We start from the raw sequence: 26737 nt of genomic DNA, 5'->3' as shown, positions 1-26737 counted from the left end.
ACGGGGGGTTAACGTGTGGGCATCATTGATGTGCTGATTGTAGAGGATGATCCAATGGTAGTGGAAGTAAACCAGGGTTTTGTCAATGCCGTACCCGGTTTTAAAGTGGTAGGTGTAGCCCGTACAGGAAAAGAAGCGGTAAGGCTGGCAGCCCGGTTAAAACCTGCCCTGATCCTTTTAGATGTTTACCTGCCGGATATGAGCGGTTTAGCTGCCCTGCAGGAAATTCGCCGGCTTGGTTTACCTACCGATGTAATGCTGGTAACGGCGGCTCAAGATGCAGAAACCATAAAAAATGCTTTCCGTTATGGAGCGGTGGATTATATCATCAAACCATTCAAATTTAACCGCTTGAGAAGCGCCCTCGAGAATTTTGCATTTTTATATAATCGTTTAAATAAAAAAGCCCAGCTGGAGCAGGATGATATTGATCGACTGGCCCGGAGAAGAGCGGTGGCAGCTACTGAAGAGACGGCCGAAGGGATGCCAAAGGGTTTGAATGAAGTTACCTTAAAACAGGTTTTGCTTTTACTTATAAAGGAAGAAGCATCCCTATCAGCTGAAGAGGTGGCCGCTGCCCTGGGCCTGGCCAGGGTAACAGCCCGCCGGTATCTGGAATATTTATACCAGCTTGGTAAAGTAACGGTGGAACTTCAATACGGTTCGGTGGGATACAGGGAGGTAAACGTTTTGAGTGATTCATTTGTCGAATTACAGAATCGGGTTATCCAGCGGGGTTTATGTACGGCCTGCGGTACTTGTGCAGGAATATGTATTGCAGGAGCTATTGGATGGGGCTATAAAGACAACGAACCACTACCGGAATTAATTGGTAGCTGTACAGGTTGCGGTTTATGCACAATTATATGTCCGGGAGAGGAGGTTAATATTCCCCTTTTAGAACAATTTGTTTTTGGGCGTGTGAGGGAAGAAAAAATTCCCGACCTTGGTGTGTACCGCTATGCGCGGGCTGGCTGTGCAGTCGACAGGGATATCAGGAAACATGGTGCTAGCGGAGGATTGGTCACGGCTCTGCTGATTTATGCTCTAGAAAAGGGGCTTGTTGATTGTGCTCTAGTGGCCGGATATCGGCCGGACCAGCCCTGGCGTACCGAGGCAAAGCTGGCAGTAACCCGCCAGCAACTCCTGGCCGCAGCCCAGAGTAAATACGCTTGTGTACCAGTAAGTGCCCTTTTAAACAGGGCTTATAAAGAAGGTTACCGTCGCTTAGCGGTAGTGGGCCTGCCGTGTCAGATCCACGGCTTGCGCAAGATGCAGTATCACGGTCAGCCTGCATATCTATCCCGGGCGGTGGTGTTAACAGTGGGGCTTTTCTGTGCTTCCCAGTTTTATTTTGAGGGTACTTACCACCTCCTGGTAGAACATTTAAAGGTGGAGAAGCTAGAAGATATTACTTCTTTGAACTACCGGGACGGTGATTGGCCGGGTCACCTGACGGTAGAACTCAAGGATGGGCGGAAGTTGCTTTTGGATCGCCATCAGTATATGTACCATCATCTCATGCCTGCATATAAACGGGATCGTTGTGAAATGTGTGTAGACTGGTCTGCGGAATTGGCAGATTTGTCAGTAGGGGATTACTGGAGGCCACGGGTGCGGGAAAAGCGAGATTTGGTGGGAGTATCTTCCTGTCTGGTACGTACTCCAGCGGGTGAAGAGTTGTTGGAGGGGGCGGAAAAAAGCGGTTATGTGGAAACAATTTCATTGAAAGCTGATTCTCTGGCTGCCGGGATAGGTTATGAATTAAAAAAGCATGCCGCCGCTTTCCGCTTAAGACAACGACGTCATTTTGGTTGGCCTGTACCGAATTATTACCTAGAAATCAACAGCAAGCCCTTTCCTCGGGAATTACACCTAGCTCCCGAAAGGGGGCAACAACTTTAAACAGTAGCTCCGATAAAGATCCTGAGTACAAAGATTTAATTGAACTCATACTCTGGGGGCGATATAATCGCCGTTATGCACCGTAGGAGATAAGAAAATTGCCGAAGGATTTACTAAGGAATCACTAAGCCTGGGTACCATTATCTTTATAACATTATTCTATTTAAAGGAGTGAGCCATGATGTTCCGGTGCGCAGAGTGTGGAATCTACGCTTGCTACACGGGCCAGACGGAGAAAATTCCGGAGCACTGCCCCATGAATACTGCAGGTAATGTTTTTGAGGAAGTCGATAGAGAATACCGGCAGGATCCGGTTGCAGCCAATCTGGCCCTTAACTCGGCCTTAACTGAGTCCGCCGGTTACCGCAGGTGGAGCAGGCTGGAAGAGATCATCCAGTTCAGCCGTATGGCCGGATTTACTAAATTGGGCCTGGCTTTCTGCGTCGGATTGCGCAGGGAAGCAGCACAGGTGACAAAGATATTCCAGCAAGCAGGATTTGTCGTTGCATCGGTAATGTGCAAAACCGGCTCCAAACCCAAGGAATTATTAGGTATACGCGAAGAGCAAAAGGTTCGCCCCGGTCAATTTGAACCTATGTGCAATCCCGTCGCCCAGGCCTACTTGTTAAACCGGGCCGGCACGGAGTTGAACGTTTTACTTGGTCTTTGCGTGGGCCACGACAGTTTATTTATCAAGTATTCGGCAGCACCGGTTACCGTTCTGGCGGTCAAGGATCGGGTGCTGGCCCATAACCCTCTGGGAGCTATCTATGCCGCCCATTATTATGCTCCGAAACTGGCAGCCTGTAAAAAGTCGGATTAAAAGGAAAGGGAAACGGGTTTAATTTAAAGTTTGCGCAGCAGGCCCACCACCTTGCCCAGAATAAGCGGGTTTTTTACTCTAATGGGTGACATGGCCTTGTTTTCCGGCTGCAGGCGAATATGGTCGTCTTCCCGGAAGAATCTTTTAACCGTGGCCTCATCCTCTACAAGAGCTACCACAATATCCCCGTTATCTGCGCTGGACTGGCGCCTTACCACCACCAGGTCTCCGTCAAGGATGCCGGCTTCAATCATGCTGTCGCCCCGGACAGTAAGCATGAAGAATTCACCCTCTCCGGTAAAACTGGCCGGCAGGGGAAAAACGTCCTCCTGGAATTCCACAGCCAGGATGGGTTCTCCCGCCGCCACTCTACCCAGCAGGGGAATCATCCGAATGGGTTGATTTACAGGCAAAGTGTGTTCCCGTAATTCCAATGCCCTGGGTTTGGTGGGGTCGCGCCTTATTAAACCTTTTTCCTCCAATCGCTTTAAATAATAATGTACTGTGGAACTGGATTTAAGTCCCGCTGCCTGACCTATTTCCCGCACCGAAGGTGGATATCCTTTATTATGTATACACTTTTTGATTATTTCTAAAATTATCTTTTCCCTGGGGGTGAGGTCGGTGTTCATGATGACCATTAACCTCCTTTTTTTTTGGATTATATCATAGAGCGAATAAGGAAAAAACAATTGTTCGGATTTTATTATTATATTTTATTTTTTAGAAGGGAATAGAAGATAAGCGTCGAAATAAACCTTTAAATTCTGGACCACGTAGAAGGTGAAGTGGTATGCCCAGGTTATCCGTAGCCATTATCGGGGGCAATGAGGATGGTTATTCCATTTACCGTATGCTGAAAGCCGTAAAGGATGTACAGATTTTGGGGGTAGCCGATCCCGATCTTTCATCTCCGGGGATAAAGGCTGCGGCCGCAGATGGGGTTTTTACCACTGCTGATTATGGAGAATTGTTGCGTTTACCCGGCATAGATGTTTTGATCGAGGCTACCGGAGATCCGGAGGTCCAGCTGCACCTGCACCGGGTAAAACCACGGGAAATGTCTATCATGGAGGCCCGGGCCCTGGATCTAATGCTGGCCGTTTTAAAAGAAAAGGAGAAGTTGCTGGAAGCACGGCGGGTGCAAGGTGAGCTGGCCGCCATCCTCGATTCGGTCCAGGAGGCCATTGAAGTGGCGGATTCCCGCGGGGTTATTAAGTACGTTAACCCGGCCTTTACCCGTATTACCGGTATCAGTGAGAAGGAAAGGATTGGTCAGAATATCTTCGAAGCTTCCCCCGACGGGGCCCTGGCCACGGTACTGCGCACTGGCCGTAGTGTGGTGGGACACCGTACCAAAGTGGGAGGGAGTAATGCGGAAGTAATTTCCAATGCTGCTCCCATTTTTGTGGATGGCAAGATGGAAGGAGCGGTGGTGGTTTTTCAGCACTTTACTGACGTTATGAATTTAATGGAACAACTGCGCCAGAGCACCAGTATTATTGAGAATCTCTCCGATAAATTCGGCCAGGTTACCACCAGCAAGTATACTTTTGCCGATATACTGGGGAATAGTGCTGAGCTACGCCGCTGTATCCAGGTGGCCGAAAGGGCAGCCCGTACAAATTCTACCGTCCTCCTGCTTGGAGAAAGTGGCACAGGGAAAGAGTTGTTCGCTCATGCAATCCATCATGCCAGCCCCCGCAGGGATAAGCCATTTATAAAAGTTAATTGTGCAGCCATCCCGGATAGTCTTTTAGAGAGCGAGTTTTTCGGTTACGCCAAAGGAGCCTTTACCGGGGCAGTTAAATCTAAAATTGGTAAATTTGAACTGGCCCATGGCGGAACTATTTTTCTCGATGAAATTGGTGACATGAATCTTAATTTACAGGGGAAACTGCTCCGGGTATTACAAGAAATGGAATTTGAACGGGTTGGTGGTACCCAGACCATTAAAGTTGATGTGCGGGTTATTGCGGCTACCAACCGTAATCTGCGGGAGTTAATCCGCCAGGGTAAGTTTAGAGAAGACCTGTACTATCGCTTAAATGTGGTTGAAATTACCATACCGCCTTTACGGGTAAGGAAAGAAGATTTACCTATTTTAATTAACCATTTAATTATTAAATTAAATAGAAAATTAGGTAAAAAAGTTAAAGGCTTATCCAAGGATGCCGAGGAGATTCTTTATAGTTATGATTGGCCGGGAAATATCCGGGAACTGGAAAATGTGTTTGAACGGATAATGGTAACTGTGGATGAGGAGATTTTTACCAAAAAACATTTTATTCAACATATAAATCAGTTTAAGGCCTGTCCAGAAAAAGATATAGAGCTTATTCCCATCGATCAGATGGAACAGCTACTGATTAAAAAAGCCATAGCAAAATATGGTACCAGTGTAGAAGGCAAACGACGGGCCGCTCAAGCATTGAATATTTCTCTGGCTACTCTTTATAACAAGTTAAAGAAAAGCAGGATTGAAGAATTTACCAATTGATAGGAGTTGGAATTTTTAGACTAATTCTAAATATAAGAAAATGTCTACCATTTTTACTTTAGAGATTTTAAGTGCCTCCAGCCATTCTTTATAATTTTTAGAAATAATAACTGGCGCCCTGTATGTTTATAAAGATTAGAAATTGCCTCCAGGTGCTATAATATCGCATTTTTGCTCATTTGTATGTTTTATTCTGATTTGGTATAAAAATTGCTCTTGTGAAATAGTTGCTTTAAATAATTGGAAGGAGGGAAAAACTTTTTGCGCTTTATAGACGCCGCTACCATCACTGCTACGGTAGCCGAACTGTGTCAGAAAGCAAACTATGAGCTGGGGGAAGATGTTTTAAGGGCATTTAATGAAGCTCTGGACCAGGAAATATCGTTAACAGGAAAAGATGTCCTGCAACAACTGCTGGAGAATGCCCGTATTGCCAGGGAAGAACAGGTCCCCATGTGTCAGGATACCGGTTTTGCCGTTGTATTTCTGGAAATTGGGCAAGAAGTAATGATTACCGGAGGGGACCTGTACGAAGCTGTTAACGAGGGAGTACGCCGGGGTTACCGGGATGGCTACCTGCGCAAATCTATTGTTGATCATCCCCTGCGCCGTAAAAATACAGGAGATAATACACCGGCTGTTATTCACACCCGTATTGTTCCCGGCGACAAACTCAGGATTGTTGTCGCGCCTAAAGGGGGCGGCAGCGAAAACATGAGTGGCCTGCGTATGCTTAAACCGGCTGAGGGAGTGGAGGGGGTTAAGAATTTTGTCATCGAGCAGGTTAGGGCAGCTGGACCCAATCCCTGTCCGCCAGTGGTGGTTGGTGTTGGGATCGGTGGTACCTTTGAAAAAGCTGCCCTGCTGGCCAAGGAAGCCCTTCTGCGTCCTTTAGGACAGTCCCATCCTGATGCTGAAGTTGCTGCTCTGGAGAAGGAGCTTTTGGAGGCTATCAATAACTTGGGTATCGGGCCTCAAGGATTGGGCGGCCGTATCACTGCTCTGGCAGTACACGTAGAAGTCTATCCATGTCATATAGCCAGCCTGCCGGTAGCCGTAAATATTAATTGCCATGCCAGTCGACATAAAGAAGCGGTACTTTAGCGAGTATTGTGTTTTGGGAGGTAGAAAGTTTTGCCCCAGATTAGGCTGACAACGCCCCTTACCGATGAGGTGGTAGAAAAGCTGCGTATTGGTCAGCGGGTTTTACTAAATGGTGTGCTCTACACGGCTCGGGACGCGGCTCACAAGAAAATGGTGGAACTGCTGGACCGGGGAGAAAAATTACCCATCCCCCTGGAAGGACAGGTTATTTATTACGTGGGACCTTCGCCAGCTAAACCTGGCCGGGTGATTGGTTCTGCCGGGCCAACCACCAGTGGCCGGATGGATCCCTATGCACCGCGGTTAATTGCCCTGGGTTTAAAAGGTATGATAGGTAAGGGAAAACGTTCTCCAGAAGTAATTAAAGCTATGAAACAGTACAAGGCTGTTTATTTCGCTGCTGTGGGTGGTGCAGCGGCATTGCTGGCCCGGGCGATCAAATCGTGTCGTGTTGTAGCCTATCCGGAGCTGGGACCGGAGGCTATCCACGAATTAATAGTAGAGGATTTTCCGGTAATTGTGGTAAATGATGTTCTAGGTGCTGACCTGTATGATGAGGGTGTAAAGATCTATGCCGGCCGGTAACGGCTGGTGATAAAGGGGGAAATGCTGTGAAACTTTATGAATACATGGGTAAAGAGCTTTTTAATCGGTATGGTTTGACCATACCACGGGGTAAAATGGTTGCCTCGCCAGAGGAAGCAGCAGCAGTAGCGGCGGAAATTGGGGCACCGGTGGTAATTAAGTCTCAGGTGCTATCGGGTAAGCGAGGTAAAGGGGGCGGGATAAAGTTCGCCGATACACCTGAAGAGGCCCGCGAGGCTGCTGCCCAGGTTCTGGGTATGACTGTCCAGGGATTAAAGGTAGAAATGATCCTGGTGGAAGAAAAACTGGCTATTGATCACGAGTTTTATGTAGCCATTACCGTGGATGGAGCGGCCAAAGCGCCCGTTTTAATAGCTTCTGCCCAGGGTGGTATGGATATAGAAGAGGTTCCCGACGAATTTATTGTCAAGGAACATCTGGATGTTTGCCTGGGCATCCAGCCATATTTGTGCCGGGAAGTATGCCGCCGGTTGGGTATAACCGGTGCTGTGGCTAAAGAATTCAGCCGGTTATTGCCAATCCTTTACCGTATTTTCCGGGAAAAGGATGCCGAGCTGGTGGAGATTAACCCGCTGGTTTTAAGCGGTGAGAAGTTAATAGCTGCCGATGCAAAGGTTACCATCGACGATGAGGCTCTTTACCGGCAAAAGGATTTGCCAGTGGTTGATGACCGTACTGAAGCCGAGCGGCAGGCCCACGCCCTGGGACTTTCTTATGTTCAGCTGGATGGGAATATAGCTGTGATGGCAAATGGCGCAGGTATTACCATGGGTACTCTGGATATTATCCAGCATTATGGTGGTGCTCCTGCCAATTTCCTGGATGCCGGTGGTGGCACCGGAATGGAGGCTACCGCTAAAGCCCTGGAAATTCTCCTGTCCACCAATCCCAGGGTGATATTTATCAATATATTTGGGGGTATTACCCGCTGTGACGATGTGGCCAGGGCTCTGGTAAAGGTGAAGCAGGAGAAAGGAATCAATGTTCCAGTAGTTATTCGACTGGTTGGTACCAACGAAGAAGAAGGTGTGCGTCTACTCAGGGAACACGGCATTGAAGCTTATAAAGTTATGCATGAGGCTGCGGCCAAGGCTGTAGAACTGGCCAGAGCCCAGAACTGAAGAATACCTCCGAGAAGGAAGGAGCGGTCAGGAGTGGCCATTATAGTTGGTGAAAAAACCAATGTTCTGGTTCAAGGGATTACAGGTAACCAGGGTACGTTTCATACCAAACAGATGCTGGCCTATGGAACCCGGATTGTTGCTGGGGTTTCACCGGGTAAGGGTGGCCAGACAGTGGAAGGAGTTCCTGTGTATGATACCGTGGCTGCAGCCATGGAAAACCACCAGATCGATGCTTCCGTGCTTTTCATTCCGGCGCCCTTTGCCAAAGATGCTGCTTTTGAGGCCATTGCTGCGGGAATACGAGTAGTAGTTATTATAACCGAGCATATACCTGTTCATGATGAAATGGAGATCATTGCTTTTGCCCGGCGGCGGGGCACAATAATAATTGGCCCCAATACCTTTGGGATTGTTTCTTCGGGAAGGTGTAAGATTGGCATTCCGCCCAACCAGTTTTTTGTGCCGGGTCACATTGGTGTAGTAGCGCGCAGCGGTACCTTGACTTATGAGATTGTTGCCAATCTAACAGCCAGCGGCTTGGGACAATCAACGGTAGTTGGCCTGGGTGGCGACCGGGTTGTTGGTTTATCCTTTGTGGATGTGCTGGAGAAATTTGAAAAGGACCCGGAGACCAGAGCCGTGGTGCTGGTTGGTGAAATTGGAGGTAATGCGGAAGAAGAGGCTGCCCTGTTTATTAAGAAAATGACCAAACCTGTTGTAGCTTATATTGCTGGAAAGAGCGCACCGCCCGGTAAACGCATGGGCCATGCCGGGGCGATCATTGAACGGGGAAAAGGCACTTTTGAGGGCAAGGTTAAGGCACTTACGGCTGCCGGTGCCCGGGTAGCTACTCTGCCATTTGAGGTTCCGGAGTTAATTAAGGAAGCTCTGGGTTGAGCTTTTAGGGAGGGAGATGGATGTTCGAAAAAGAAAAATTGGAAAGCATCCGGGCAGCGACCAGGGAGTACCAGGAGCGGCTGGAAGCTCAGGTAAAAAAGAGACCGGAGAGACAGGCGAGCTTTGCTACTGATTCGGGCATTGAAATAAAGACCCTGTATACTCCGGAGGATATAGCTGATCTTGATTACGAGCGGGATCTCGGTTTTCCTGGTTCATACCCTTTTACCCGCGGAGTACAGCCCAACATGTACCGGGGTCGTCTGTGGACCATGCGTCAGTACGCTGGTTTTGGTACAGCCGAGGAAACCAATGCCCGTTTCCGTTATTTGTTGGAGCAGGGGCAGACCGGCTTGAGCGTGGCTTTTGACCTTCCCACCCAAATTGGTTATGATTCGGATCATCCCCTGGCCCGGGGCGAGGTGGGCAAGGTAGGGGTAGCTATTGATTCCCTGGAGGATATGGAAACCCTGTTCGAGGGAATTCCCCTGGACAAAGTGAGCACCTCCATGACCATTAATTCCCCGGCTGCCATCCTGCTGGCCATGTATATAGCTGTGGCAGAAAAGCAGGGTGTTACACCTGATAAGCTCAATGGGACCATACAAAATGATATCTTGAAAGAATACATTGCCAGGGGAACTTATATTTTCCCGCCGGGTCCATCCATGCGCCTGATTACTGATATCTTTGCCTATTGTTCCAAGAATGTTCCCAGCTGGAATACCATCAGCATCAGCGGCTACCATATCCGGGAGGCCGGTTCCACGGCGGTGCAGGAGGTAGCCTTTACCCTGGCCGATGGCATTGCCTATGTCCAGGCGGCTATTGATGCCGGGTTAAATGTGGACGATTTTGCTCCCCGCCTGTCTTTCTTCTTTAACGCTCACTTGAACTTTTTCGAGGAAATTGCCAAGTTCCGGGCCGCCAGGCGACTCTGGGCCAAGATCATGAAGGAACGGTTTGGGGCCAAGAATCCTCGCTCCTGGATGTTGCGCTTCCATACTCAAACGGCGGGTTGCAGCCTGACGGCTCAACAACCGATGGTAAATATTATGCGGACGGCTTTTGAAGCCTTGAGCGCAGTGCTGGGAGGTACCCAGTCCCTGCACACCAACTCTTACGACGAAGCTCTGGCCCTGCCCAGCGATGAGTCGGTGCTTATAGCTTTGCGGACGCAGCAGGTAATAGGATACGAGATTGGTGTTACCGATACGGTGGATCCTCTGGGCGGCTCGTACTATATTGAAAGCCTGACCAATGAAATTGAAGAAAAGGCCATGGCCTACATTAAAAAGATAGATGAGCTGGGTGGTGCTCCCGAGGCCATCGAGTTTATGCAAAAAGAAATTAAGGATAGTGCTTATCGCTATCAAATGGATATAGAAAGCGGTAAAAAGGTAGTTATTGGCATTAACAAGTTCCAGATGGAATACGAAAAGCCCAAGAATCTGTTAAAGGTTGATCCGGCAGTGGCAGAACGCCAGACGGCCAAGCTGCGGGCATTGAAGGCGCGCCGGGACAACCAGAAGGTTAAAAAGGTATTAAGCAACCTGCGGGAAGCGGCATCTACCAAGGAAAACTTGATGCCCCTATTCATTGATGCCGTGAAAGCTTATGCTACTCTGGGAGAAATTTGCGATACACTGCGGGAAGTTTTTGGAGAATATCGCCAGCAAATTGTCTTTTAAGGTAAGGAGGGAAAAACAGGATGAGTGAACGGCCCATTCGGGTCCTGGTGGCCAAGCCGGGCCTTGACGGCCATGACCGGGGAGCTAAAGTTATAGCACAGGCTCTGCGGGATGCCGGAATGGAAGTTATATATACCGGTTTGCGACAGACTCCCGAGCAAATTGTAGAAGCGGCACTCCAGGAGGACGTGCAGGTAGTAGGTTTGAGTATTCTCTCGGGGGCGCACATGCACCTGTTCCCGGCCGTTGTGGAAGGTTTGCGGGCTCAGGGAGCTGATGACATACTGGTAGTGGGCGGGGGCATTATTCCCGATGAGGATATCCCTCTTTTAAAGGAAGCGGGAATTGCGGAAATTTTTGGCCCCGGTACTCCCACCACGGAAATAATTCGTTTTATACGGGAAGAGGTGGCTAAAAGATTCCCCAAAGGGAGGGAAAACGATGGTAAAGATTAAAAAAATTGATCACGTGGGTATCGCTGTGAAAGATCTGACCAAGGCTATTGAGTTTTATGAAGGACTCCTGGGGTTAAAAGTGACAGGCACCGAAGTAGTCGAGGAGCAAAAAGTGAAGGTTGCATTTTTGCCTACCGGTGACAGTGAGGTGGAACTCCTGGAGTCCACGACTCCAGATGGTCCTATTGCCCGGTTTATTGAGAAAAATGGCGAAGGTATCCAGCATATTGCCTTCCGGGTGGATAATCTGGAACAGGTTCTTGAGGAGTTAAAAGCTAAGGGTGTGCGGCTTATTGATGAAAAGCCTCGCCGGGGCGCCGGAGGGGCCCGGATTGCTTTTCTTCATCCCAAGTCCACCTTTGGGACACTGGTGGAATTGTGCGAACGTGAGGATTAAAAGGGGAGGGGAAGCCATTGGGTATGCAGGAGAGGTTGGAACAGCTAAAACAGCTGCGTGAAAAAATCCAAGCGGGCGGTGGCCCAAAACGTATCGAGAAGCAGCATGAAGCCGGTAAGAGGACTGCGCGGGAACGGATTGAAATGTTCTTCGATCCCGGTACCTTCGTTGAAATAAATACCTTTGCCGGCGATCCCGATGTTTCTAATCTTAAAAATCCCGGTGAAGGTGTGGTAACCGGTTACGGCAAAGTTGACGGACGTAAAGTTTACATTTTTGCCCAGGATTTTACAGTAGCCGGAGGATCACTGGGACGCGTCCATGCTGCCAAAATATGCCATATACTGGATCTGGCCATGAAGACAGGTGCACCGGTGGTAGGTTTGAACGATTCCGGGGGAGCGCGTATTCAAGAAGGTGTGGATGCGCTGAACGGTTATGGTGAGATTTTCTTCCGGAATACCATTGCTTCCGGAGTAATTCCCCAGATTTCCGTGATAATGGGGCCTTGCGCAGGGGGAGCTGTATACTCACCGGCATTGACTGATTTTATTTTCATGGTTCAAGGTACCAGCCAGATGTTTATTACGGGGCCCCAGGTAATTAAGGCTGTAACCGGTGAAGAGGTGACCATGGAAGCCCTGGGCGGGGCGGCCACCCATAACCAGACCAGCGGTGTTGCTCATTTTATGGCCCCTGATGAAGAAACCTGCCTGCAAATGGTTCGTTTGCTGCTGAGTTATCTGCCTTCCAATAACCTGGAGGAACCCCCGTTATATGCTCCTCAGGAACCGGCAGGCAATCCGGAAGAGCTGTTGCAGATTATCCCCGATAACCCGAATATGTCTTACGACGTGCGCAAGATAATTAACCTGATTGTGGATGGGGGACAATTCCTTGAGGTACAGCCTCTTTATGCTCGTAATGCTGTAATTGGTTTTGCCCGGATAAATGGGCAGGCCGTGGGAATAGTAGCCAACCAGCCCGATTATCTGGCCGGCTGTCTGGACATTAACGCTTCCGATAAAATCAGCCGCTTCGTTCGCTTCTGTGACTGTTTTAACCTGCCGTTGATTACTTTTATGGATGTACCCGGTTTCCTTCCAGGAACTGCACAGGAATATGGTGGAATTATACGACACGGGGCCAAGATGCTTTATGCTTACTCCGAAGCCACTGTACCCAAGATCACCATTATCCTGAGAAAAGCTTACGGGGGAGCTTACCTGGCCATGTGCAGCAGTTCCTTAAGAGCGGATGCTGTATTTGCATGGCCAACAGCCGAAATTGCCGTGATGGGTCCCGAGGGAGCCGTGAACATCATCTACCGGAAAGAAATTGCTGAAGCGGAGAACCCCATGGAAATGCGGGCCAGGTTAACCGCCGAATATCGGGAGAAGTTTGCCAATCCTTATGTTGCCAGCGCCAGGGGTTATATAGAAGATGTTATCGATCCCCGTGACACCAGATCGAGAATAATTGTTACCCTGGAATCGCTGGCTGGTAAGCGGGAAACAAGGCCCCGTAAAAAGCATGGTAACATGCCGGTGTAATCGAAAGGGGGTTGCGTAATGTGGCTTTGAATAAGCCAGTAGTATCCATAAATGTACGTCCTCAGGTCGTGGCGGCTATTACTGCTGCCCTGGTTGCTGCTGGCTATCTGAGCAAAGGTAGCCGGATTGCTTCCGTTCGTTCTCTTAAACGTATGAACCCTTGGAAAATGGCCGGTTTGCGCGAATTAATGCTTGGTCGAGATTTAAATAGCTTATAGTTTTGGGCTTGGTAAACAGGAGGGAAAACAATGAAAAAGTTTAAGGTACTGGTTAACGGAGAGCCCTTTGAAGTTCAGGTACAGGAAATTCAGGAGGCAACTGTTCCACCAAGTATGAAGGTGGTACAGAGCCGCCCGGCTGCTCCCCCGGCTCCGCCGGCCCAGGCTGCGCCTCCTCCAGCAGCAGCCACTACCACCCCGGCACAGGCGCCGGCACAGGCTGCCGTTCCGTCTGCCCCGAAACCGGCAGCTCCGGCCGGGGAAGGAACGGTTACCGCTCCCATGCCCGGGAATATTAATGCCGTTAAAGTTAAAGTGGGAGACCAGGTCAAGGTGGGAGACCCACTGGTAATCCTGGAAGCAATGAAGATGGAAAACGAAATAACTGCCCCGGTAGCCGGGACGGTGAAGGAAGTAAGGGTAAAACCGGGACAAACCGTTAATAATGGCGATATTCTGGTTATCATAGGTTAACATGAAAGAGTTTTTACTGAATCTTTTAAGGAGGGACCTGTTTTGAAGAGAAACAAAATAACCATCGTCGGGGCTGGAAACGTAGGTGCAACCTGCGCCCACTGGGCTGCAGCCAAAGAACTGGGCGATATCGTGCTTATAGACGTAGTGGAAGGAATTCCCCAGGGTAAGGCCCTGGATCTGATGGAAGCAGCACCTGTAGAAGGGTTTGATGCCCTGATCACCGGCACCAATAATTACGAAGACACCAGGGACTCCGATATAGTGATAATTACCGCCGGCGTTGCCCGCAAACCGGGGATGAGCCGGGATGACCTGCTGGCAACGAACTGTAAAATTGTTAAGTCTGTTACCGAGCAAGTGGTTAAATATTCACCCGACGCCTATATCATTGTGGTAACCAACCCGCTGGATGTAATGGCTTATGTGGCTTTGAAAACCAGCGGTTTCCCGCCCAACCGGGTTTTCGGTATGTCGGGTGTACTGGATTCAGCACGTTTCCGCACTTTTGTTGCCCTGGAACTGGGTATCTCCTTTGAGGATGTTACCACCTTTGTCATGGGTGGCCACGGTGATGATATGGTACCCCTGGTGCGGTACACTTATGCCGGGGGAATCCCCATTGAAAAGCTGATTCCTGCCGAGCGTATTGCAGCCATGGTGGAAAGGACCCGTAAGGGCGGCGGTGAAATTGTTAACTACTTGAAGACCGGCAGCGCTTATTACGCTCCCAGTGCCTCCGTCATACAAATGGTTGAAGCTGTTTTAAAGGATAAGAAGAGAATCTTGCCTGTGGCTGCTTATTTGCAAGGGGAATACGGTTACCGCGATATTTACCTTGGTGTACCGGCAATTATTGGCGGGAGTGGCGTAGAAAAGGTGCTTGAAATTGAGCTTACGCCCGAAGAAAAGGCTGCCCTGGATAAGTCAGCAAACTCCGTGCGCAGGTTGATGGAGGTATTGCCGCAGCTTTAAAATTTTGCCGGTTGAGGGGAGGATAGAAATGACTGAACCAAGGAAAGTTAAAATCACCGATACCACCCTGCGGGACGGTCACCAGTCTCTCCTGGCTACCCGTATGCGCATAGAGCATATGTTGCCCATTTGCGAGAAACTGGATCAAGTGGGTTTTCATTCACTGGAAGTTTGGGGTGGAGCCACATTTGATGCGTGCATGCGTTTTCTCAACGAAGATCCTTGGGAGCGGTTGCGCATTTTGCGCCGTCATTTGAAAACACCCCTGCAAATGCTCCTGCGGGGACAGAATGTGGTGGGCTATAAACATTATCCTGATGACGTTCTTACTGAATTTATTAAAAAGACGGTTTATAACGGGTTGGATATTTTCCGCATCTTTGATGCCTTGAATGACGTGCGCAATATGCAAAAAGCTATTGAGGTGGTTAAACAAGAAGGTGCCCATGCCCAGGCCACGGTAGTATATACCATCAGTCCCGTTCATGATCTGGAGTATTACGTAAAAACCGCCAAGACCCTGGAGGAAATGGGTGCTGACTCCATTTGTTTAAAAGATATGGCGGGTATTCTCGCTCCTCAACCTGCCTATGAAATTATTAAAGAATGGAAATCAGTATTGAAGATACCGGTGCAGCTTCATTGCCATTACACCAGTGGTATGGCTTCTATGGCTTACCTGCGGGCTATAGATGCAGGAGTGGATATCATTGACTGCGCCATTTCCACCATGGCCTTGCAAACATCCCAGCCAGCTACTGAAACCATGGTAGCCGCCCTGCAGGGTACGCCTTACGATACGGGGCTGGATTTAAAACTGCTTTCTGAAATTGCTGAGTATTTTAAGGAAGTGCGTAAGCATTATAAGGAATTTGATGTGGCGTCACCAAATGTTGATGTCAACGTTATGATTTATCAAATTCCTGGCGGGATGATGTCCAACTTTATTTCCCAGCTCAGCCAGCAAAATGCTCTCCATCGCTTACCCGAAGTGTTGGAGGAACTGCCACGGGTACGCAAAGAATTTGGCTATCCGCCTCTGGTGACTCCTTCCAGTCAGATTGTGGGTACCCAGGCTGTGCTTAATGTGTTATTTGGCCGTTATAAACTGCCTACCAATGAAGTTAAACAATACATGCGGGGATACTATGGCCAGCCTCCAGCCCCGGTGGATGAGGAAGTACGTAAAATGATCATTGGTGATGAAAAGCCCATTACCTGCCGGCCGGCAGACATGCTGGAGCCCGGATTGCCTGCTGCCCGCAAAGAAGCGGCTCCTTATATGCAAAAGGAGGAAGATGTTATTTCAGTGGCCCTCTTCCCGCAGATTGCACCTCAGTTTTTAAAAGAACGCCTGGCCAAAAAGTTAAAAGTGGACCTGGAACTGGCTGCCCAAGGCAGTGAATTCTACCCCGCTTAAATATATGTGGACAAAACTCCCCTGGAGTCACTTGTTGAGCGCCGGCGATATGCTGGCGCTTTTTGTTTTGAATTTGGTTTAGCACGGAAAGCATGTAAATTAAATTCCTTTTAACATAAATTTAATCTATAGCTAACCGAAGGATAACTCACCCGTAACACTTCTACTTTACAATGTTCCTGGTAAAAATAATGCAGCCCCCAGAGGCTGCTTGAGATAAAAATAGTAAAAAAGAAAAGGGGGGAGCAGATGTTGGGTAACAGGGCAAAGTGGATGCTGGTGCTGGCTGCAGTGCTGGTGCTGGTAGTGGCCCTGGCCGGTTGCGGTGGTGGAGAGCAGCCTTCCGGTGGACAAGCAGAGATTGCAGGTAACCTTACGGCGGTTGGTTCTACAGCCATGCAACCGCTGGTGGAACAGGCTGCCACCCAGTTCATGGCTAAAAATCCCAAGGCACAGATTGTGGTCCAGGGTGGCGGCAGCGGTACAGGCCTGACCCAGGTGGCCTCCGGTGCGGCGGATATCGGTAACTCCGATATTTTTGCTGAAGAAAAGAGCGGTATTGATGCCTCCCAGTTAGTGGACCACAAAGTTTGTGTGGTGGGGATGGCCACCGTGGTCAACCCCGGCGTAACGGTGGATAACTTGACCAAACAGCAGTTGGTGGATATCTTCACAGGCAAGATTACCAACTGGAAGGAAGTTGGCGGACCAGATCAGAAAATTGTGGTCATCCACCGGCCCAAGGGTTCCGGCACCCGCGCCACCTTCAAGAAATTTGCCCTGGGTGGCGTGGAAGACAGCGCCCCCGGTATGGAGCAGGATTCTTCCGGCACCGTGCGCAAGATGGTTGCCGAAACACCGGGCGCTATCTCTTACCTGGCACTGTCTTACATTGACAATAGTGTTAAGGCCCTCAAGCTCGATGGGGTGGAACCCACTGTAGAAAATATTGTCAACGGCAAGTATCCGGTATGGGCTTACCAGCACATGTACACCAAAGGTGAACCCACCGGCTTAAAGAAGGCCTTCCTGGATTACATGCTCGGTGACGAGGTACAGGGTCAACTGGTTGAGAAAATGGGTTATATCCCCATTACCAAGATGCAGGTAGAACGGGATGCCCAGGGTAATGTAACCAAGAAATAAGGTCTAGGATTCAGCTTTAGACGGTGGCGGGGCAGCCGGCGGTTATGGAACCGGCACTGCCTCGCTGCCTTTCGTGTTGTCAGAAGAGGAGGTAGTTATGCACAAGGAATTTTCCCCGGAGCCGGATGCAGAAAAAAGCTTCCGGGTCCCGGATAAAGGGAATATTCAAAGGCGCAAAAGATGCGGGGAATTTTTGGGGCGCTCGGCGGCCTTTCTGGCAGCAGCACTGGTAGTGTTACTCACTGTGTCTATTATTTATTTCATTGGGAGTAAAGGACTGGCCACCTTTACGGTACACGGGGTCAGGGTTACCGAGTTCCTTTTCAGCACCCAATGGTGGCCCGACCGGCCCCTTGAGGAAGGCGGCCCTGCTGTTGGCTCATTAACTTTCATTTTGGGTTCCCTCCTGGTTTCCCTGCTGGCGGTGGCCGTAAGCGCACCCTTGAGCGTCGTTGTTGCTGTTTTTATGGTGGAAATTGCGCCCGTATGGGGACAGAGAGTATTGCAACCGGCCATTGAGATTCTCGCCGGCATACCCTCGGTGGTTTACGGATATGTGGGTTTAAGCCTGCTGGTGCCTTTTATCCGCAATTATTTAGGTGGGGAAGGGTTTTCCGTTTTGGCCGGCTTTATTGTTCTTTCGATCATGATTTTACCAACCATAATCAGCGTATCTACCGACAGTTTGCGGGCCCTGCCGCCCCAGTGGAAGGAGGCAGCGCTGGCCCTGGGTTCCACCCGGTGGCAAACCATCCGCCTGGTACTGGTGCCGGCGGCCCGCTCGGGTTTAATTACAGCCGTTGTCCTGGGCCTGGCCCGGGCCTTTGGTGAGGCCCTGGCTGTACAAATGGTGATCGGCAACACCCGGACCATTCCCCATTCCCTTCTCGATCCAACGATTACTTTAACCAGCGCCATTACCATGGATATGGGATATACCATCATGGGCTCCTTGTGGAATAGCGCCCTGTGGTCTATGGGCTTGATTCTCCTGCTCATGTCTTTCCTGTTTATTCTGGTTATTCGGGTGGTTGTGCGGGGAGGGATGGTTAGATGAATGCCCGGCTGGCGGATCGCCTGGCTACCATCATGTTCTGGATGGGTGCCGCTGCGGTTCTGGCCATTTTAGCATTACTTTTGGGTTATATTCTCTGGCACGGCATCCGGGTTATTGATTGGCGTTTTCTGACCATGCCCCCCCAGACCATTGCTGCAGGCGGTGGGGTGGGACCACAGATTTTCAACTCCTTTTATTTGCTCCTGTTAACCATGTTCATTACCGCCCCCCTCGGTTTGCTGGCAGGTATTTACCTGGCCGAATACGCCGGTAAGGGACGTGTTACCGAATACATCCGCCTGTCCATCGAAACCCTTACCTCCCTGCCCTCCATTGTAGTGGGCTTGTTTGGTCTGCTTATCTTTGTCAACATGACCGGATGGGGGTATAGCTTAATGTCCGGGGCGCTGGCCCTGGCGGTGATTAACTTGCCGCTAATGGTGCGGATTTCCGAAGAATCCATTCGCAGCGTTCCCTCTGAGCTAAGGGAGGCCAGCCTGGCCCTGGGGGCCACTCGCTGGGAAACCATGTGGCGGGTGATATTGCCTTCCGCCTTTCCCGGTCTGGTTACGGGGGCCATTATTGCTGCCGGTAGGGTTTTTGGTGAGGCGGCGGCCTTGCTGTATACTGCCGGCATGAGCAGCCCCATCTTAAATTTCTCCGATCTCAATCCCTTGAGTCCCACTTCGCCCCTAAATCCCTTCCGTCCAGCCGAAACCCTGGCGGTGCACATCTGGAAAATCAATTCCGAAGCCCTGATCCCCGATGTGCGCCGGGTGGCCGACGGTTCGTCTGCCGTGCTTATTCTGGTTGTACTGCTTTTTAATATCTGTGCCCGCTGGCTGGGCCGGCGCATCTACCGCCGTTTGACCGCCACGTAATTTTGTCACTCATCACGCGGGGAGAGCAAATTAAGTAGATAAGCCCAGGAAGAATTTAACTGGCCGGCCCGGCAGGCATTTTCCCACCCATTGGCCGGCCTTTTTAATCTAGCTGTGAAAAGGTTACGCAAAACTTGCTAAAAGTTCATAAATAATTAACCATGGTTTAATTAAAACTTACCAGCAGGTTAATAAAAAACGTTATAATAGGAGTCAGGAGGTGAGGCCGTTGGTTAAGATTTGGCGAGATCGTAATTTTCTTCGCGTGGGTGGCATTGTAGTTAACCACCATTTTAAGAAGTTACAAAAGGTACTGGAAGATACGGCCCGGGAAGAAGGGCGTATTGTCCTGGATTTGCGTGAGCTAGAGTTTATTGATGAGCCGGGAGTATGCCAGCTTTTTAGTTTCATTGATCAACTCTCTCAACGAGGTATCCGGGTGGAAGTGATCAATGCCCAGGACAAGGTGCTTTCCAAGTTTCTTGCGGTGGGAGCTCGTCTCTGGTTGGACGAGCAACTGTTTAGTAAAGTGGGGTAACAGTCCCTCCACCCCGATAAAGAGGGCGGGGTCGAGTTTTCCCCCGTGTGTGCTGATTAATCCTTGCAAAATCAGGTTATGATAATAGAGCGCTTACGGGGGAGGACTTGCCGTTGGTGATTAATCCTTCGACGTGGGCCATAGCCAAGCGGTTCTTAGCCGTGGCCGATCCTTTGCAAAACCTGGTGGACCGCGGGGGGATAACCCATACTTTTTGTAACCAGCAGGCCTTAACCATTTTAGAACAGGATGGTTTAAAAGAACAGGTTCGGTTGTTGCGCAGGCACCTGGTGACATTCAACCGGGGTACACTCTGGGCCGACCGGGGGTGGAAATGTTTCGCCCACTACCTGGACCCTCGTTCCGGAAAGGGCCTCGGATCGTGGCCTGATGCGGCTGGTGAGTGCGAGGAGTATTTTCAGCGGGCGCTGTCCTGCTGGTATCAAGGGAAAAAGGATCTGGCCTTTTTTTACCTGGGAGCCGCCGTTCACCTGGTGCAGGATTTATGTGTTCCCCATCATGCGCGCGGCGTAGCTTTTAACGGGCATCAACGATATGAAGCCTGGGTGCGAGAACACTGTGGCCTCTTCAGGGTTGACAGCGGTGGCTATTACCAGGTTGCTTCCCGGGCCGGTGATTGGGTTTATGCCAATGCCCGCCTGGCCAGGGAATATTACCCCCGGGTTAGCGCCGGGCAGGAATATCACGAAGTCACCGGTGTGCTGCTGGGCCTGGCCCAGCGCACCACTGCCGGCTTTTTAGCTTACTTTTTAAGCCGGGTTACGTAACCTTTATCCTATGCCCCACTACCTCCTTCTTCAATATAAAGGGACTGCGGTACAATACCGTCAGTCCCGCTTTTTTAAAGACAATATATGTTTAAAGCCAAATACCCTTATTAACGAATTTATAAGGGTAAATGTAACAAGGGGAGAGGAAAGCTGGTTCATATGATGCCGTCAAAATTTATAGTAGCTCCATCCGTACATCCAGCAGTTCCACCGTTCCCAGGTCCTCAACAAAACGTACCACTGCCGCCAGGGTCTGGTGAACATGGGCACTGTCATTACTGACAAAAGATACCCCTATGGTAGAGAAGTGCCAGGTGTCCTGTTTATCTACTTCGGCTACGGAAACGTTGTAGCGGGCCTTTACCTTATCCAGCAAGCTTTTTAACACCCGCCGCTTGCTTTTTAAAGAATCAGCTTCACTCATGCGTAACTCCATTACCAGTATACCTACAATCAATATGCGTTCCTCCTGCCTACAGGGTGCTGGTTTGCACTTCTTTTGATTTATTATTTGTCATGCGGATGTGTTTTCCCTTCAGTTCGGCCAGCAACATGCCACTAAGGATTAAGATGCATCCTATGATTTGGCGCGGGGTGAGTATTTCCCCTGCTAAAAAATAGGCGCTTAAAGCGGCAAAGACGGGTTCCATGGTAAAGATAATCGCCGTATGGGTAGCGGAGGTAAAGCGTTGAACGTTATTTTGAATCAGAAAGGCCAGGGCGGTGGCCGGTATAGCGGTCAGCAGCAGAGCTATCCATACCGGGCGGTTTAATTTGCTCCGGCCAGGTCTCGGTAGCCAGTCCAAAAAGAAAACCGGCCAGGGAAACAATTCCGATCTGAATTAAAGCCAACAGGGGAGGGTGGAGGTGGCGGGCATAACGCCCAACCGTGATGATATGTATCGCAAAACAAAGGGCACAAAAGAAAACCAGCAAATCCCCATAATTAATACTTAATCCTCTTCCCAGGGACAATAACCCCAGCCCGGTGGCGGCCAGGACTACACCTATGGCAGCAAAAACACCGGGCTTTTGGCCCTGGCAGTGGCCGGTTGCGGCGGGCAACCTCGTTTATCGGGTGTATTCTTGGTTTAATTGCCGGGTTATTGCGGCTTTCCCGTAATCGTGTTTTAAGTTTTCTGTCCGTCTGTTATGTGGATTTTTTCCGGGGTACTCCGCTATTGGTTCAGATCGTGATTGTTTATTTTGGCATCCCCCAGATCTTAAAAGATATTCAAAATCAGCTAGTACAGGCCTGTGGAGCCTATATTGCTGAGATTTTCCGGGCCGGCGTTCAGTCCATTGAGAAAGGGCAGATGGAAGCAGCCCTTTCTCTGGGGATGACCCATGGACAGGCCATGCGCTACGTTATTTTACCCCAGGCTTTTAAGCGGGTGATCCCCCCCCTGGGCAACGAGTTTATCGCCATGCTTAAAGACACCTCCCTCCTTTCGGTCATCGGCTTTGAGGAACTTTTCCGCCGGGGTCAGCTCATTGTGGGGGCTACCTACCAGGCCTTTCAGCTCTAGATCCCGAAATGGTCGGTGAAGTTCTTTCCGTAATGAAGGATCTGGCCCGGGAGGGTATGACCATGGTGGTTGTGACCCACGAGATGGGATTTGCTCGGGAGGTGGGAGATCGGGTTCTGTTTATGGATGACGGGCGTATTGTGGAAGAAGGAAATATCGAGGTAAAACCCGGTTTTGATCCAGCTTTGCTTTCTCAGGTAGTCCGGGTTCTGGTATCGTTATGTTGAACGAATTAGGCATCGCCGGGTTTACAATCCAATACGGGCTAACGATTTGCGCAAGTCCATCGACGGGCTGGCCGTTTTTATTTATTTTTTTATTTATTCCCGGCAACTTATTAGGTTTGGATGGGTTGACTGGGTAATATGATAATTGATAAAATAGTAATTGATAAAATAAAAGGTTAGATAAAAAGATTTTATAGGAAAGGAGGATACATACGGATAAAATTAAAGTCCAGGGACTGGTGAAGATTTTCGGTCCTAATCCTGAAAGTGCCTTATCCCTGCTCCAACAGGGCTATAGTAAAGAGCAGATATTAGCCAAAACCCGGCAAACTGTTGCTGTTACTAACGTCAATTTTACAGTGCGTGAAGGGGAAGTCTTTGTTATTATGGGGCTTTCCGGAAGTGGAAAATCTACTGTCTTACGCTGTATTAACCGCCTTGTAGAGCCTACTGGAGGAAAAGTGTTCATTGATGATGAAGATGTTACTGCAGCTAACGATGTACGTTTACGAGAAATTAGACGCAAAAAAGTAGGTATGGTCTTTCAGCGTTTTGCTCTTTTTCCTCACCGTACGGTGCTGGACAATGTGGCCTACGGACTGGAAATACAAGGCGTGGAAAAGGACGAGCGTTATGCCCGGGCACGGGAAATGCTAGCATTGGTAGGGTTGAACGAATGGGAAATGGCTCTGCCGGACCAGCTTAGCGGGGGAATGCAGCAACGGGTTGGGCTAGCACGTGCCCTGGCAAGTGACCCTGATATCCTTTTAATGGATGAGGCTTTTAGTGCACTGGATCCATTGATTCGCCGTGAAATGCAAAATGAGTTACTGTCCTTGCAGAGCAAAGTAAATAAAACCATTATTTTTGTTACCCATGACCTGGACGAGGCTTTGAAAATTGGCGACCGTATTGCCCTGATGAAGGACGGAAGCATTGTCCAGGTAGGCACCCCTGAGGAAATTCTTACCCGACCGGCCAATGAATATGTGGCCAAATTTATCGAAGACGTGGATGTCACCAGGGTATTGACAGCTGAAGATGTAATGAGGCCAGCTGGGTCTGTTTCCTTAAAAGACGGGCCCAGGGTAGCCTTGCGTCGCATGCGCAAGGAAGGATATTCCAGTATCTTTGTGGTAACCCGTGATCGTAAGCTGGCTGGACTGATCACGGCGGAAGAGGCATTGGAAGCGAGCGAAAAAGATAAAGAAGACCTCTCGGAAATTTTACGTCATGATTTTCCCACGGCTCTTCCAGAAACACCTTTAAATGATCTTATCCCCCTCCTGGTCCATTCCAAATTTCCCCTGGCCGTTATCGATGATCAGAAACGTCTGTTAGGAGTTATTGTGCGCGGAGCATTGCTAGCAGCCCTGGTACGGAAAGGGGGAATGAAGTGATTTTCAGTATTCCTTTAGGTCATTGGGTAGAGCTGTTTATAAATTTCCTCAAGGAACATTGCGGTGGTTTTTTTAACTTTATCAATGATAATCTTGATAATTTGATGGGGCTTTTAACCAGCCTATTTTTGGTGATAAACCCGTACATTTTGATTATATTGCTAGTTGCACTGATCTGGTTTTTTAGCAAGAGAAATGTAGCTTTATGGAGTGGTATTGGTCTGTTGCTTATTTATAACCTTAACCTTTGGGAAGCGGCTATGGAAACCCTGGTTCTGGTAATTTGTGCAACGTTATTAGCCCTGATTCTAGGTTTACCTGTGGGTATATTAACTGCGTGGAGCAACCTGGTGCACAGGGTGACCATGCCCATTCTCGATTTTATGCAGACTATGCCTCCCTTTGTTTATTTAGTACCCGCAGTAATTCTATTAGGTATTGGCAGGGTACCGGCTCTTCTGGCTACGGTAATCTTTGCCATGCCGCCGGTGATCAGGCTAACGGGTCTGGGTATCAGGCAGGTTCCCGTGGATTTTCTGGAAGCAGCGGAAGCCTTCGGTTCCACACGTGCCCAAAAATTATTAAAAGTGCAACTGCCGCTGGCTTTGCCCACGATTATGGCTGGTATTAACCAGTGTATCATGTTGTCACTATCCATGGTCGTAATAGCGGCTATGATTGGGGCTGGAGGTTTGGGTGGCGAGGTGTTGCGTGGCCTGCAAAGGCTGGACATTCCCCGGGGTTTTGAAGGCGGGTTGGCCATTGTTATCCTGGCCATCATTCTGGATAGGGTTACCCAGGCTTTAGGGCAGAAAGATAAAAGAAAGGGGAATTGACCATGCTCAGAAAATACCGGGTAATGATGTTGCCTGTATTGATGTTATTTCTTGTAGCTGCCGTATTTGGCTGTACGACAACAGCAGCTGAAAGGGAAAGCAGTGGAGGATCGGTTAAGGAGAAATTTAACGGGGAGATTATAGGTATCGAACCTGGGGCAGGAATCATGAAGGCCACTGAAAAAGCAATTGAAGAATACAATCTTGACTATACTTTAAAAGATAGTTCCAGTGCCGCTATGGTAGCTGCATTGAAGTCGGCTATTGAAAATGAAAAGTGGATTGTGGTTACCGGCTGGACGCCCCACTGGATGTTTGCCAGGTGGGACCTCAAGTACCTGGATGACCCCAAAGGAGTTTATGGGGAAGAAGAACATATAGCCACCATTGTGCGCAAAGGTTTAAAGGATGATGCTCCGGCCGCGTATCAAATGCTGGATGCATTTTACTGGCAACCATCTGATATGGAAGCGGTAATGCTGGATATTAATGTTAACAATATGGACCCCGATGAAGCAGCTCAAAAATGGATCCGTGAAAATGAGGATACGGTTAATAAATGGATTCCAGAAGGGGTACCTTTGGGTAACCAGAAAAAACTAAGCCTGGGCTATGTGGAGTGGGATTCTGAAATTGCTAGTACTCATGTGGTGAAGCATGTACTCTTAAAGATGGGTTATGATGTTGAACTCAAAGCAGTGGATGCTGGAGTTATGTGGACGGGTATTGGTGCCGGGCAATTTGATGCCATTGTAGCTGCTTGGTTACCGTATACCCACGGAGATTACTACGATCAGGTAAAGGATAAGGTAGAAAACCTTGGCCCCAATCTGGAGGGAGCAAAGATAGGTCTGGTCGTTCCGAAATACGTAACTATTAATTCCATAGAAGAATTGAATAATTAAATAATATGGTTTTAAGGGGTAAGCCGGCGGCATTAAACTTTTGGGAGTAGTATTTTTACTACTCCTCCTTTTTTTAATGTTGCTTGATACATATCATATATATATGGATGGCTACTTACTAGGCAAATGTAAGTAGTGTATCGTTTTTCTAGTCACTTTATTAAACTAATTACAAACGACCATTTCGATTTCACAGGATAGTTCCTATAAGTTCCTATAATAAGTATTATGTCAACCGGCCCCGGAAACTCCTGCCACTTCGGCGCGCTCCGGGCCGGGCACTGCGCTTGCAAAAGCCCTGTGGCTTCACGGCTGTTTATAAATCAAGTCTTTATAAATCAAGTCATTGAATACAAATCGAATTGAATTATAATATAGATGTAAATGGCCTATTTTAGCTTTGTTATGGGGGGTTATAATTTTATGTTACGTAATATTTTCATGTTCCTTTTTGTTTGTTTTTTTGTAACGCTAACTGCCTGTTCACGGGTTGATGATAAGGTAAATAATAACCAGGTACCTGATATATCTGGAGAACGTTTTGAACGTTTTAAAGTAATTTATGAACATCCTGAGACAAAGAATTTAGGCGGCTTTACTGTTTTACGGGATACTGTAACTGGACAGGAGTATTTAGTTATTACCGGACTGAATGGTGCTCCAGCAGTTATTCCACTAAAAGAAAATTCACCATCGAGCGACCGGGCTGCAATTACGGTACCCGATTATTGAAAACTATTTTCCCAATCTGCTACCTTTAGCTGGAAATACTCCTCCATGGATTAATCGTGCATCGGATACATTAAAAAATATATTGGGGTCTAAATTATTTAAAATGGATAAAGCTTTTTGCAGATCTCGTCTCTTCAATAAGACAAACAGTACCGTTCTTTCTCCACACTGGCCCTGACAATCTACGCTGGTAACACCAAAACCTTCCTGACGCAATTTATTAATAAGATGCGGGGTTAATTGTGGTTCGGGAAATACCTGCAGTGAAAGGTATCCCAGGGCAAGCTTGTTCTCAATAAAACTACCAATGTAGTTACCTGTTGCAAATCCACCTGCGTATGCGATCACTTTTAATGGATCATCTAACCCCCCGGCCAGTACTTTATTGAGTGCTAAAATAAATATCGACACCTCAAGGAAACCAATAATAGCTGCCAGTAACCGTTTATCTCTCATTAACTGAACTTTAACACCCAATCCCAACAAAACCCCGGAAAATCAAGGCTTCCGGGACATAACGAGTTGGCGTGCCACAACATTTTCCCTTATTGTG

General features: G+C 48.8%; 28 protein-coding genes and 2 pseudogenes. 26 read left to right on the top strand and 4 right to left on the bottom strand.

Annotated elements, in window-relative coordinates; genetic code table 11:
- The first annotated feature begins 15 nt into the window (after positions 1-15).
- Together BR83_RS0106835 and BR83_RS0106830 are read left to right on the top strand one after the other, a co-directional pair.
- On the top strand, positions 16-1905 hold the full coding sequence (locus tag BR83_RS0106835) for a Coenzyme F420 hydrogenase/dehydrogenase, beta subunit C-terminal domain (protein ID WP_322786310.1): 1890 nt from the start codon (positions 16-18) through the stop codon (positions 1903-1905).
- 181 nt (positions 1906-2086) lie between these two features.
- Positions 2087-2728: a DUF1847 domain-containing protein gene (locus tag BR83_RS0106830; RefSeq protein ID WP_027356457.1), complete on the top strand. Its 642-nt coding sequence runs from the start codon at positions 2087-2089 to the stop codon at positions 2726-2728.
- A 23-nt stretch (positions 2729-2751) separates the two neighbouring features.
- On the opposite strand, the gene lexA is transcribed toward BR83_RS0106830, so the two are convergent.
- Positions 2752-3360 (bottom strand): transcriptional repressor LexA, encoded by a 609-nt coding sequence (lexA, locus tag BR83_RS0106825; protein ID WP_027356456.1) that lies wholly within the window; start codon positions 3358-3360, stop codon positions 2752-2754.
- A 161-nt stretch (positions 3361-3521) separates the two neighbouring features.
- Between lexA and BR83_RS0106820 the strand changes: the two genes are divergently transcribed.
- The 18 genes from BR83_RS0106820 (at position 3522) to BR83_RS0106740 (ending at position 20552) form a co-directional block, all read left to right on the top strand.
- Positions 3522-5228 (top strand): sigma 54-interacting transcriptional regulator, encoded by a 1707-nt coding sequence (locus tag BR83_RS0106820; RefSeq protein WP_027356455.1) that lies wholly within the window; start codon positions 3522-3524, stop codon positions 5226-5228.
- A 261-nt stretch (positions 5229-5489) separates the two neighbouring features.
- The gene (locus BR83_RS0106815; protein WP_027356454.1) at positions 5490-6332 is read left to right on the top strand and encodes a fumarate hydratase; all 843 of its coding nucleotides are present in this window, start codon (positions 5490-5492) and stop codon (positions 6330-6332) included.
- 30 nt (positions 6333-6362) lie between these two features.
- A complete protein-coding gene (locus tag BR83_RS0106810; protein ID WP_027356453.1) occupies positions 6363-6917 on the top strand; it encodes a Fe-S-containing hydro-lyase in 555 nt (184 codons plus the stop codon).
- Positions 6918-6943: 26 nt separating this feature from the next.
- Positions 6944-8059, top strand: coding sequence for an ADP-forming succinate--CoA ligase subunit beta (gene sucC, locus BR83_RS0106805; protein ID WP_027356452.1), 1116 nt, complete (start codon positions 6944-6946; stop codon positions 8057-8059).
- A 33-nt stretch (positions 8060-8092) separates the two neighbouring features.
- On the top strand, positions 8093-8959 hold the full coding sequence (sucD, locus tag BR83_RS0106800; protein WP_027356451.1) for a succinate--CoA ligase subunit alpha: 867 nt from the start codon (positions 8093-8095) through the stop codon (positions 8957-8959).
- Positions 8960-8979: 20 nt separating this feature from the next.
- Positions 8980-10650 (top strand): acyl-CoA mutase large subunit family protein, encoded by a 1671-nt coding sequence (locus BR83_RS0106795; protein ID WP_027356450.1) that lies wholly within the window; start codon positions 8980-8982, stop codon positions 10648-10650.
- Between the two features lie 20 nt (positions 10651-10670).
- On the top strand, positions 10671-11105 hold the full coding sequence (locus tag BR83_RS15265; protein WP_051617991.1) for a cobalamin B12-binding domain-containing protein: 435 nt from the start codon (positions 10671-10673) through the stop codon (positions 11103-11105).
- On the top strand, positions 11092-11502 hold the full coding sequence (gene mce, locus BR83_RS0106785; RefSeq protein WP_027356449.1) for a methylmalonyl-CoA epimerase: 411 nt from the start codon (positions 11092-11094) through the stop codon (positions 11500-11502). Before BR83_RS15265 ends, mce begins: the two co-directional genes overlap by 14 nt.
- A gap of 17 nt (positions 11503-11519) precedes the next feature.
- Positions 11520-13055 carry an acyl-CoA carboxylase subunit beta gene (locus BR83_RS0106780; protein ID WP_027356448.1) on the top strand — a complete coding sequence of 512 codons (1536 nt, stop codon included), beginning with the start codon at positions 11520-11522 and terminating at the stop codon, positions 13053-13055.
- 20 nt (positions 13056-13075) lie between these two features.
- Positions 13076-13273, top strand: a complete 198-nt coding sequence (locus tag BR83_RS17160) for a hypothetical protein (RefSeq protein WP_131821567.1) — start codon at positions 13076-13078, stop codon at positions 13271-13273.
- A 30-nt stretch (positions 13274-13303) separates the two neighbouring features.
- The gene (locus tag BR83_RS0106775; RefSeq protein ID WP_027356447.1) at positions 13304-13747 is read left to right on the top strand and encodes a biotin/lipoyl-containing protein; all 444 of its coding nucleotides are present in this window, start codon (positions 13304-13306) and stop codon (positions 13745-13747) included.
- 42 nt (positions 13748-13789) lie between these two features.
- The gene (gene mdh / locus BR83_RS0106770) at positions 13790-14722 is read left to right on the top strand and encodes a malate dehydrogenase (protein WP_027356446.1); all 933 of its coding nucleotides are present in this window, start codon (positions 13790-13792) and stop codon (positions 14720-14722) included.
- A gap of 28 nt (positions 14723-14750) precedes the next feature.
- Positions 14751-16142: an oxaloacetate decarboxylase subunit alpha gene (locus tag BR83_RS0106765; RefSeq protein WP_027356445.1), complete on the top strand. Its 1392-nt coding sequence runs from the start codon at positions 14751-14753 to the stop codon at positions 16140-16142.
- 249 nt (positions 16143-16391) lie between these two features.
- Positions 16392-17288, top strand: a complete 897-nt coding sequence (locus BR83_RS0106760) for a phosphate ABC transporter substrate-binding protein (protein WP_034634681.1) — start codon at positions 16392-16394, stop codon at positions 17286-17288.
- A gap of 97 nt (positions 17289-17385) precedes the next feature.
- Positions 17386-18345, top strand: a complete 960-nt coding sequence (pstC, locus tag BR83_RS0106755; RefSeq protein WP_114679202.1) for a phosphate ABC transporter permease subunit PstC — start codon at positions 17386-17388, stop codon at positions 18343-18345.
- The gene (gene pstA / locus BR83_RS0106750; RefSeq protein ID WP_013822470.1) at positions 18342-19226 is read left to right on the top strand and encodes a phosphate ABC transporter permease PstA; all 885 of its coding nucleotides are present in this window, start codon (positions 18342-18344) and stop codon (positions 19224-19226) included. Before pstC ends, pstA begins: the two co-directional genes overlap by 4 nt.
- 229 nt (positions 19227-19455) lie before the next feature.
- Entirely contained in the window at positions 19456-19764 is a 309-nt protein-coding gene (locus BR83_RS0106745; RefSeq protein WP_027356442.1) for an STAS domain-containing protein, read from the top strand.
- Between the two features lie 116 nt (positions 19765-19880).
- Positions 19881-20552: a zinc dependent phospholipase C family protein gene (locus BR83_RS0106740; protein ID WP_242839647.1), complete on the top strand. Its 672-nt coding sequence runs from the start codon at positions 19881-19883 to the stop codon at positions 20550-20552.
- A gap of 178 nt (positions 20553-20730) precedes the next feature.
- Here BR83_RS0106740 and BR83_RS0106735 read toward each other — a convergent pair whose 3' ends face one another.
- Together BR83_RS0106735 and BR83_RS17580 are read right to left on the bottom strand one after the other, a co-directional pair.
- A complete protein-coding gene (locus tag BR83_RS0106735) occupies positions 20731-21012 on the bottom strand; it encodes a DUF503 domain-containing protein (RefSeq protein ID WP_027356440.1) in 282 nt (93 codons plus the stop codon).
- Between the two features lie 16 nt (positions 21013-21028).
- Positions 21029-21361: a DMT family transporter gene (locus tag BR83_RS17580; RefSeq protein WP_242839643.1), complete on the bottom strand. Its 333-nt coding sequence runs from the start codon at positions 21359-21361 to the stop codon at positions 21029-21031.
- 267 nt (positions 21362-21628) lie between these two features.
- Between BR83_RS17580 and BR83_RS15255 the strand changes: the two are divergent.
- From BR83_RS15255 to BR83_RS0106695, 6 genes and pseudogenes are all read left to right on the top strand, one after another.
- A pseudogene (locus tag BR83_RS15255) lies at positions 21629-22081 on the top strand (amino acid ABC transporter permease); the annotation flags it as partial.
- Positions 22075-22311, top strand: a pseudogene (locus tag BR83_RS0106715) (hypothetical protein); the annotation flags it as partial. The pseudogenes BR83_RS15255 and BR83_RS0106715, both read left to right, overlap by 7 nt.
- A 239-nt stretch (positions 22312-22550) precedes the next feature.
- On the top strand, positions 22551-23711 hold the full coding sequence (locus BR83_RS0106710; RefSeq protein ID WP_407637325.1) for a quaternary amine ABC transporter ATP-binding protein: 1161 nt from the start codon (positions 22551-22553) through the stop codon (positions 23709-23711).
- Between the two features lie 260 nt (positions 23712-23971).
- A complete protein-coding gene (locus BR83_RS0106705) occupies positions 23972-24547 on the top strand; it encodes an ABC transporter permease (RefSeq protein ID WP_407637324.1) in 576 nt (191 codons plus the stop codon).
- Between the two features lie 2 nt (positions 24548-24549).
- The gene (locus tag BR83_RS0106700) at positions 24550-25452 is read left to right on the top strand and encodes a glycine betaine ABC transporter substrate-binding protein (RefSeq protein ID WP_027356435.1); all 903 of its coding nucleotides are present in this window, start codon (positions 24550-24552) and stop codon (positions 25450-25452) included.
- A gap of 423 nt (positions 25453-25875) precedes the next feature.
- Positions 25876-26184 carry a hypothetical protein gene (locus BR83_RS0106695; RefSeq protein ID WP_027356434.1) on the top strand — a complete coding sequence of 103 codons (309 nt, stop codon included), beginning with the start codon at positions 25876-25878 and terminating at the stop codon, positions 26182-26184.
- 3 nt (positions 26185-26187) lie between these two features.
- Here the strand turns inward: BR83_RS0106695 and BR83_RS15250 are convergent, their stop codons facing one another.
- Positions 26188-26661 (bottom strand): DUF2179 domain-containing protein, encoded by a 474-nt coding sequence (locus BR83_RS15250; protein ID WP_242839642.1) that lies wholly within the window; start codon positions 26659-26661, stop codon positions 26188-26190.
- Between the last annotated feature and the right edge of the window lie 76 nt (positions 26662-26737).

Source organism: Desulfofundulus thermocisternus DSM 10259, from assembly GCF_000686645.1.
GTDB lineage: Bacteria > Bacillota > Desulfotomaculia > Desulfotomaculales > Desulfovirgulaceae > Desulfofundulus > Desulfofundulus australicus.
Note: the sequence above shows the minus strand (reverse complement) of the source record. Positions and strands in the feature narration are given on the sequence as shown.

What these genes read in the sequence shown, in the direction of transcription:
- BR83_RS15265 (WP_051617991.1), top strand. Translation starts at nt 10,671, where the DNA reads ATGAGTGAACGGCCCATTCGGGTCCTGGTGGCCAAGCCGGGCCTTGAC.
- BR83_RS0106775 (WP_027356447.1), top strand. Translation starts at nt 13,304, where the DNA reads ATGAAAAAGTTTAAGGTACTGGTTAACGGAGAGCCCTTTGAAGTTCAG.
- BR83_RS0106700 (WP_027356435.1), top strand. Translation starts at nt 24,550, where the DNA reads ATGCTCAGAAAATACCGGGTAATGATGTTGCCTGTATTGATGTTATTT.
- mce (WP_027356449.1), top strand. Translation starts at nt 11,092, where the DNA reads ATGGTAAAGATTAAAAAAATTGATCACGTGGGTATCGCTGTGAAAGAT.
- BR83_RS0106795 (WP_027356450.1), top strand. Translation starts at nt 8,980, where the DNA reads ATGTTCGAAAAAGAAAAATTGGAAAGCATCCGGGCAGCGACCAGGGAG.
- BR83_RS0106830 (WP_027356457.1), top strand. Translation starts at nt 2,087, where the DNA reads ATGTTCCGGTGCGCAGAGTGTGGAATCTACGCTTGCTACACGGGCCAG.
- BR83_RS0106820 (WP_027356455.1), top strand. Translation starts at nt 3,522, where the DNA reads ATGCCCAGGTTATCCGTAGCCATTATCGGGGGCAATGAGGATGGTTAT.
- pstA (WP_013822470.1), top strand. Translation starts at nt 18,342, where the DNA reads ATGAATGCCCGGCTGGCGGATCGCCTGGCTACCATCATGTTCTGGATG.
- BR83_RS0106695 (WP_027356434.1), top strand. Translation starts at nt 25,876, where the DNA reads ATGTTACGTAATATTTTCATGTTCCTTTTTGTTTGTTTTTTTGTAACG.
- pstC (WP_114679202.1), top strand. Translation starts at nt 17,386, where the DNA reads ATGCACAAGGAATTTTCCCCGGAGCCGGATGCAGAAAAAAGCTTCCGG.
- BR83_RS0106765 (WP_027356445.1), top strand. Translation starts at nt 14,751, where the DNA reads ATGACTGAACCAAGGAAAGTTAAAATCACCGATACCACCCTGCGGGAC.
- BR83_RS0106705 (WP_407637324.1), top strand. Translation starts at nt 23,972, where the DNA reads ATGGAAACCCTGGTTCTGGTAATTTGTGCAACGTTATTAGCCCTGATT.
- BR83_RS0106760 (WP_034634681.1), top strand. Translation starts at nt 16,392, where the DNA reads ATGTTGGGTAACAGGGCAAAGTGGATGCTGGTGCTGGCTGCAGTGCTG.
- lexA (WP_027356456.1), bottom strand. Translation starts at nt 3,360, where the DNA reads ATGAACACCGACCTCACCCCCAGGGAAAAGATAATTTTAGAAATAATC.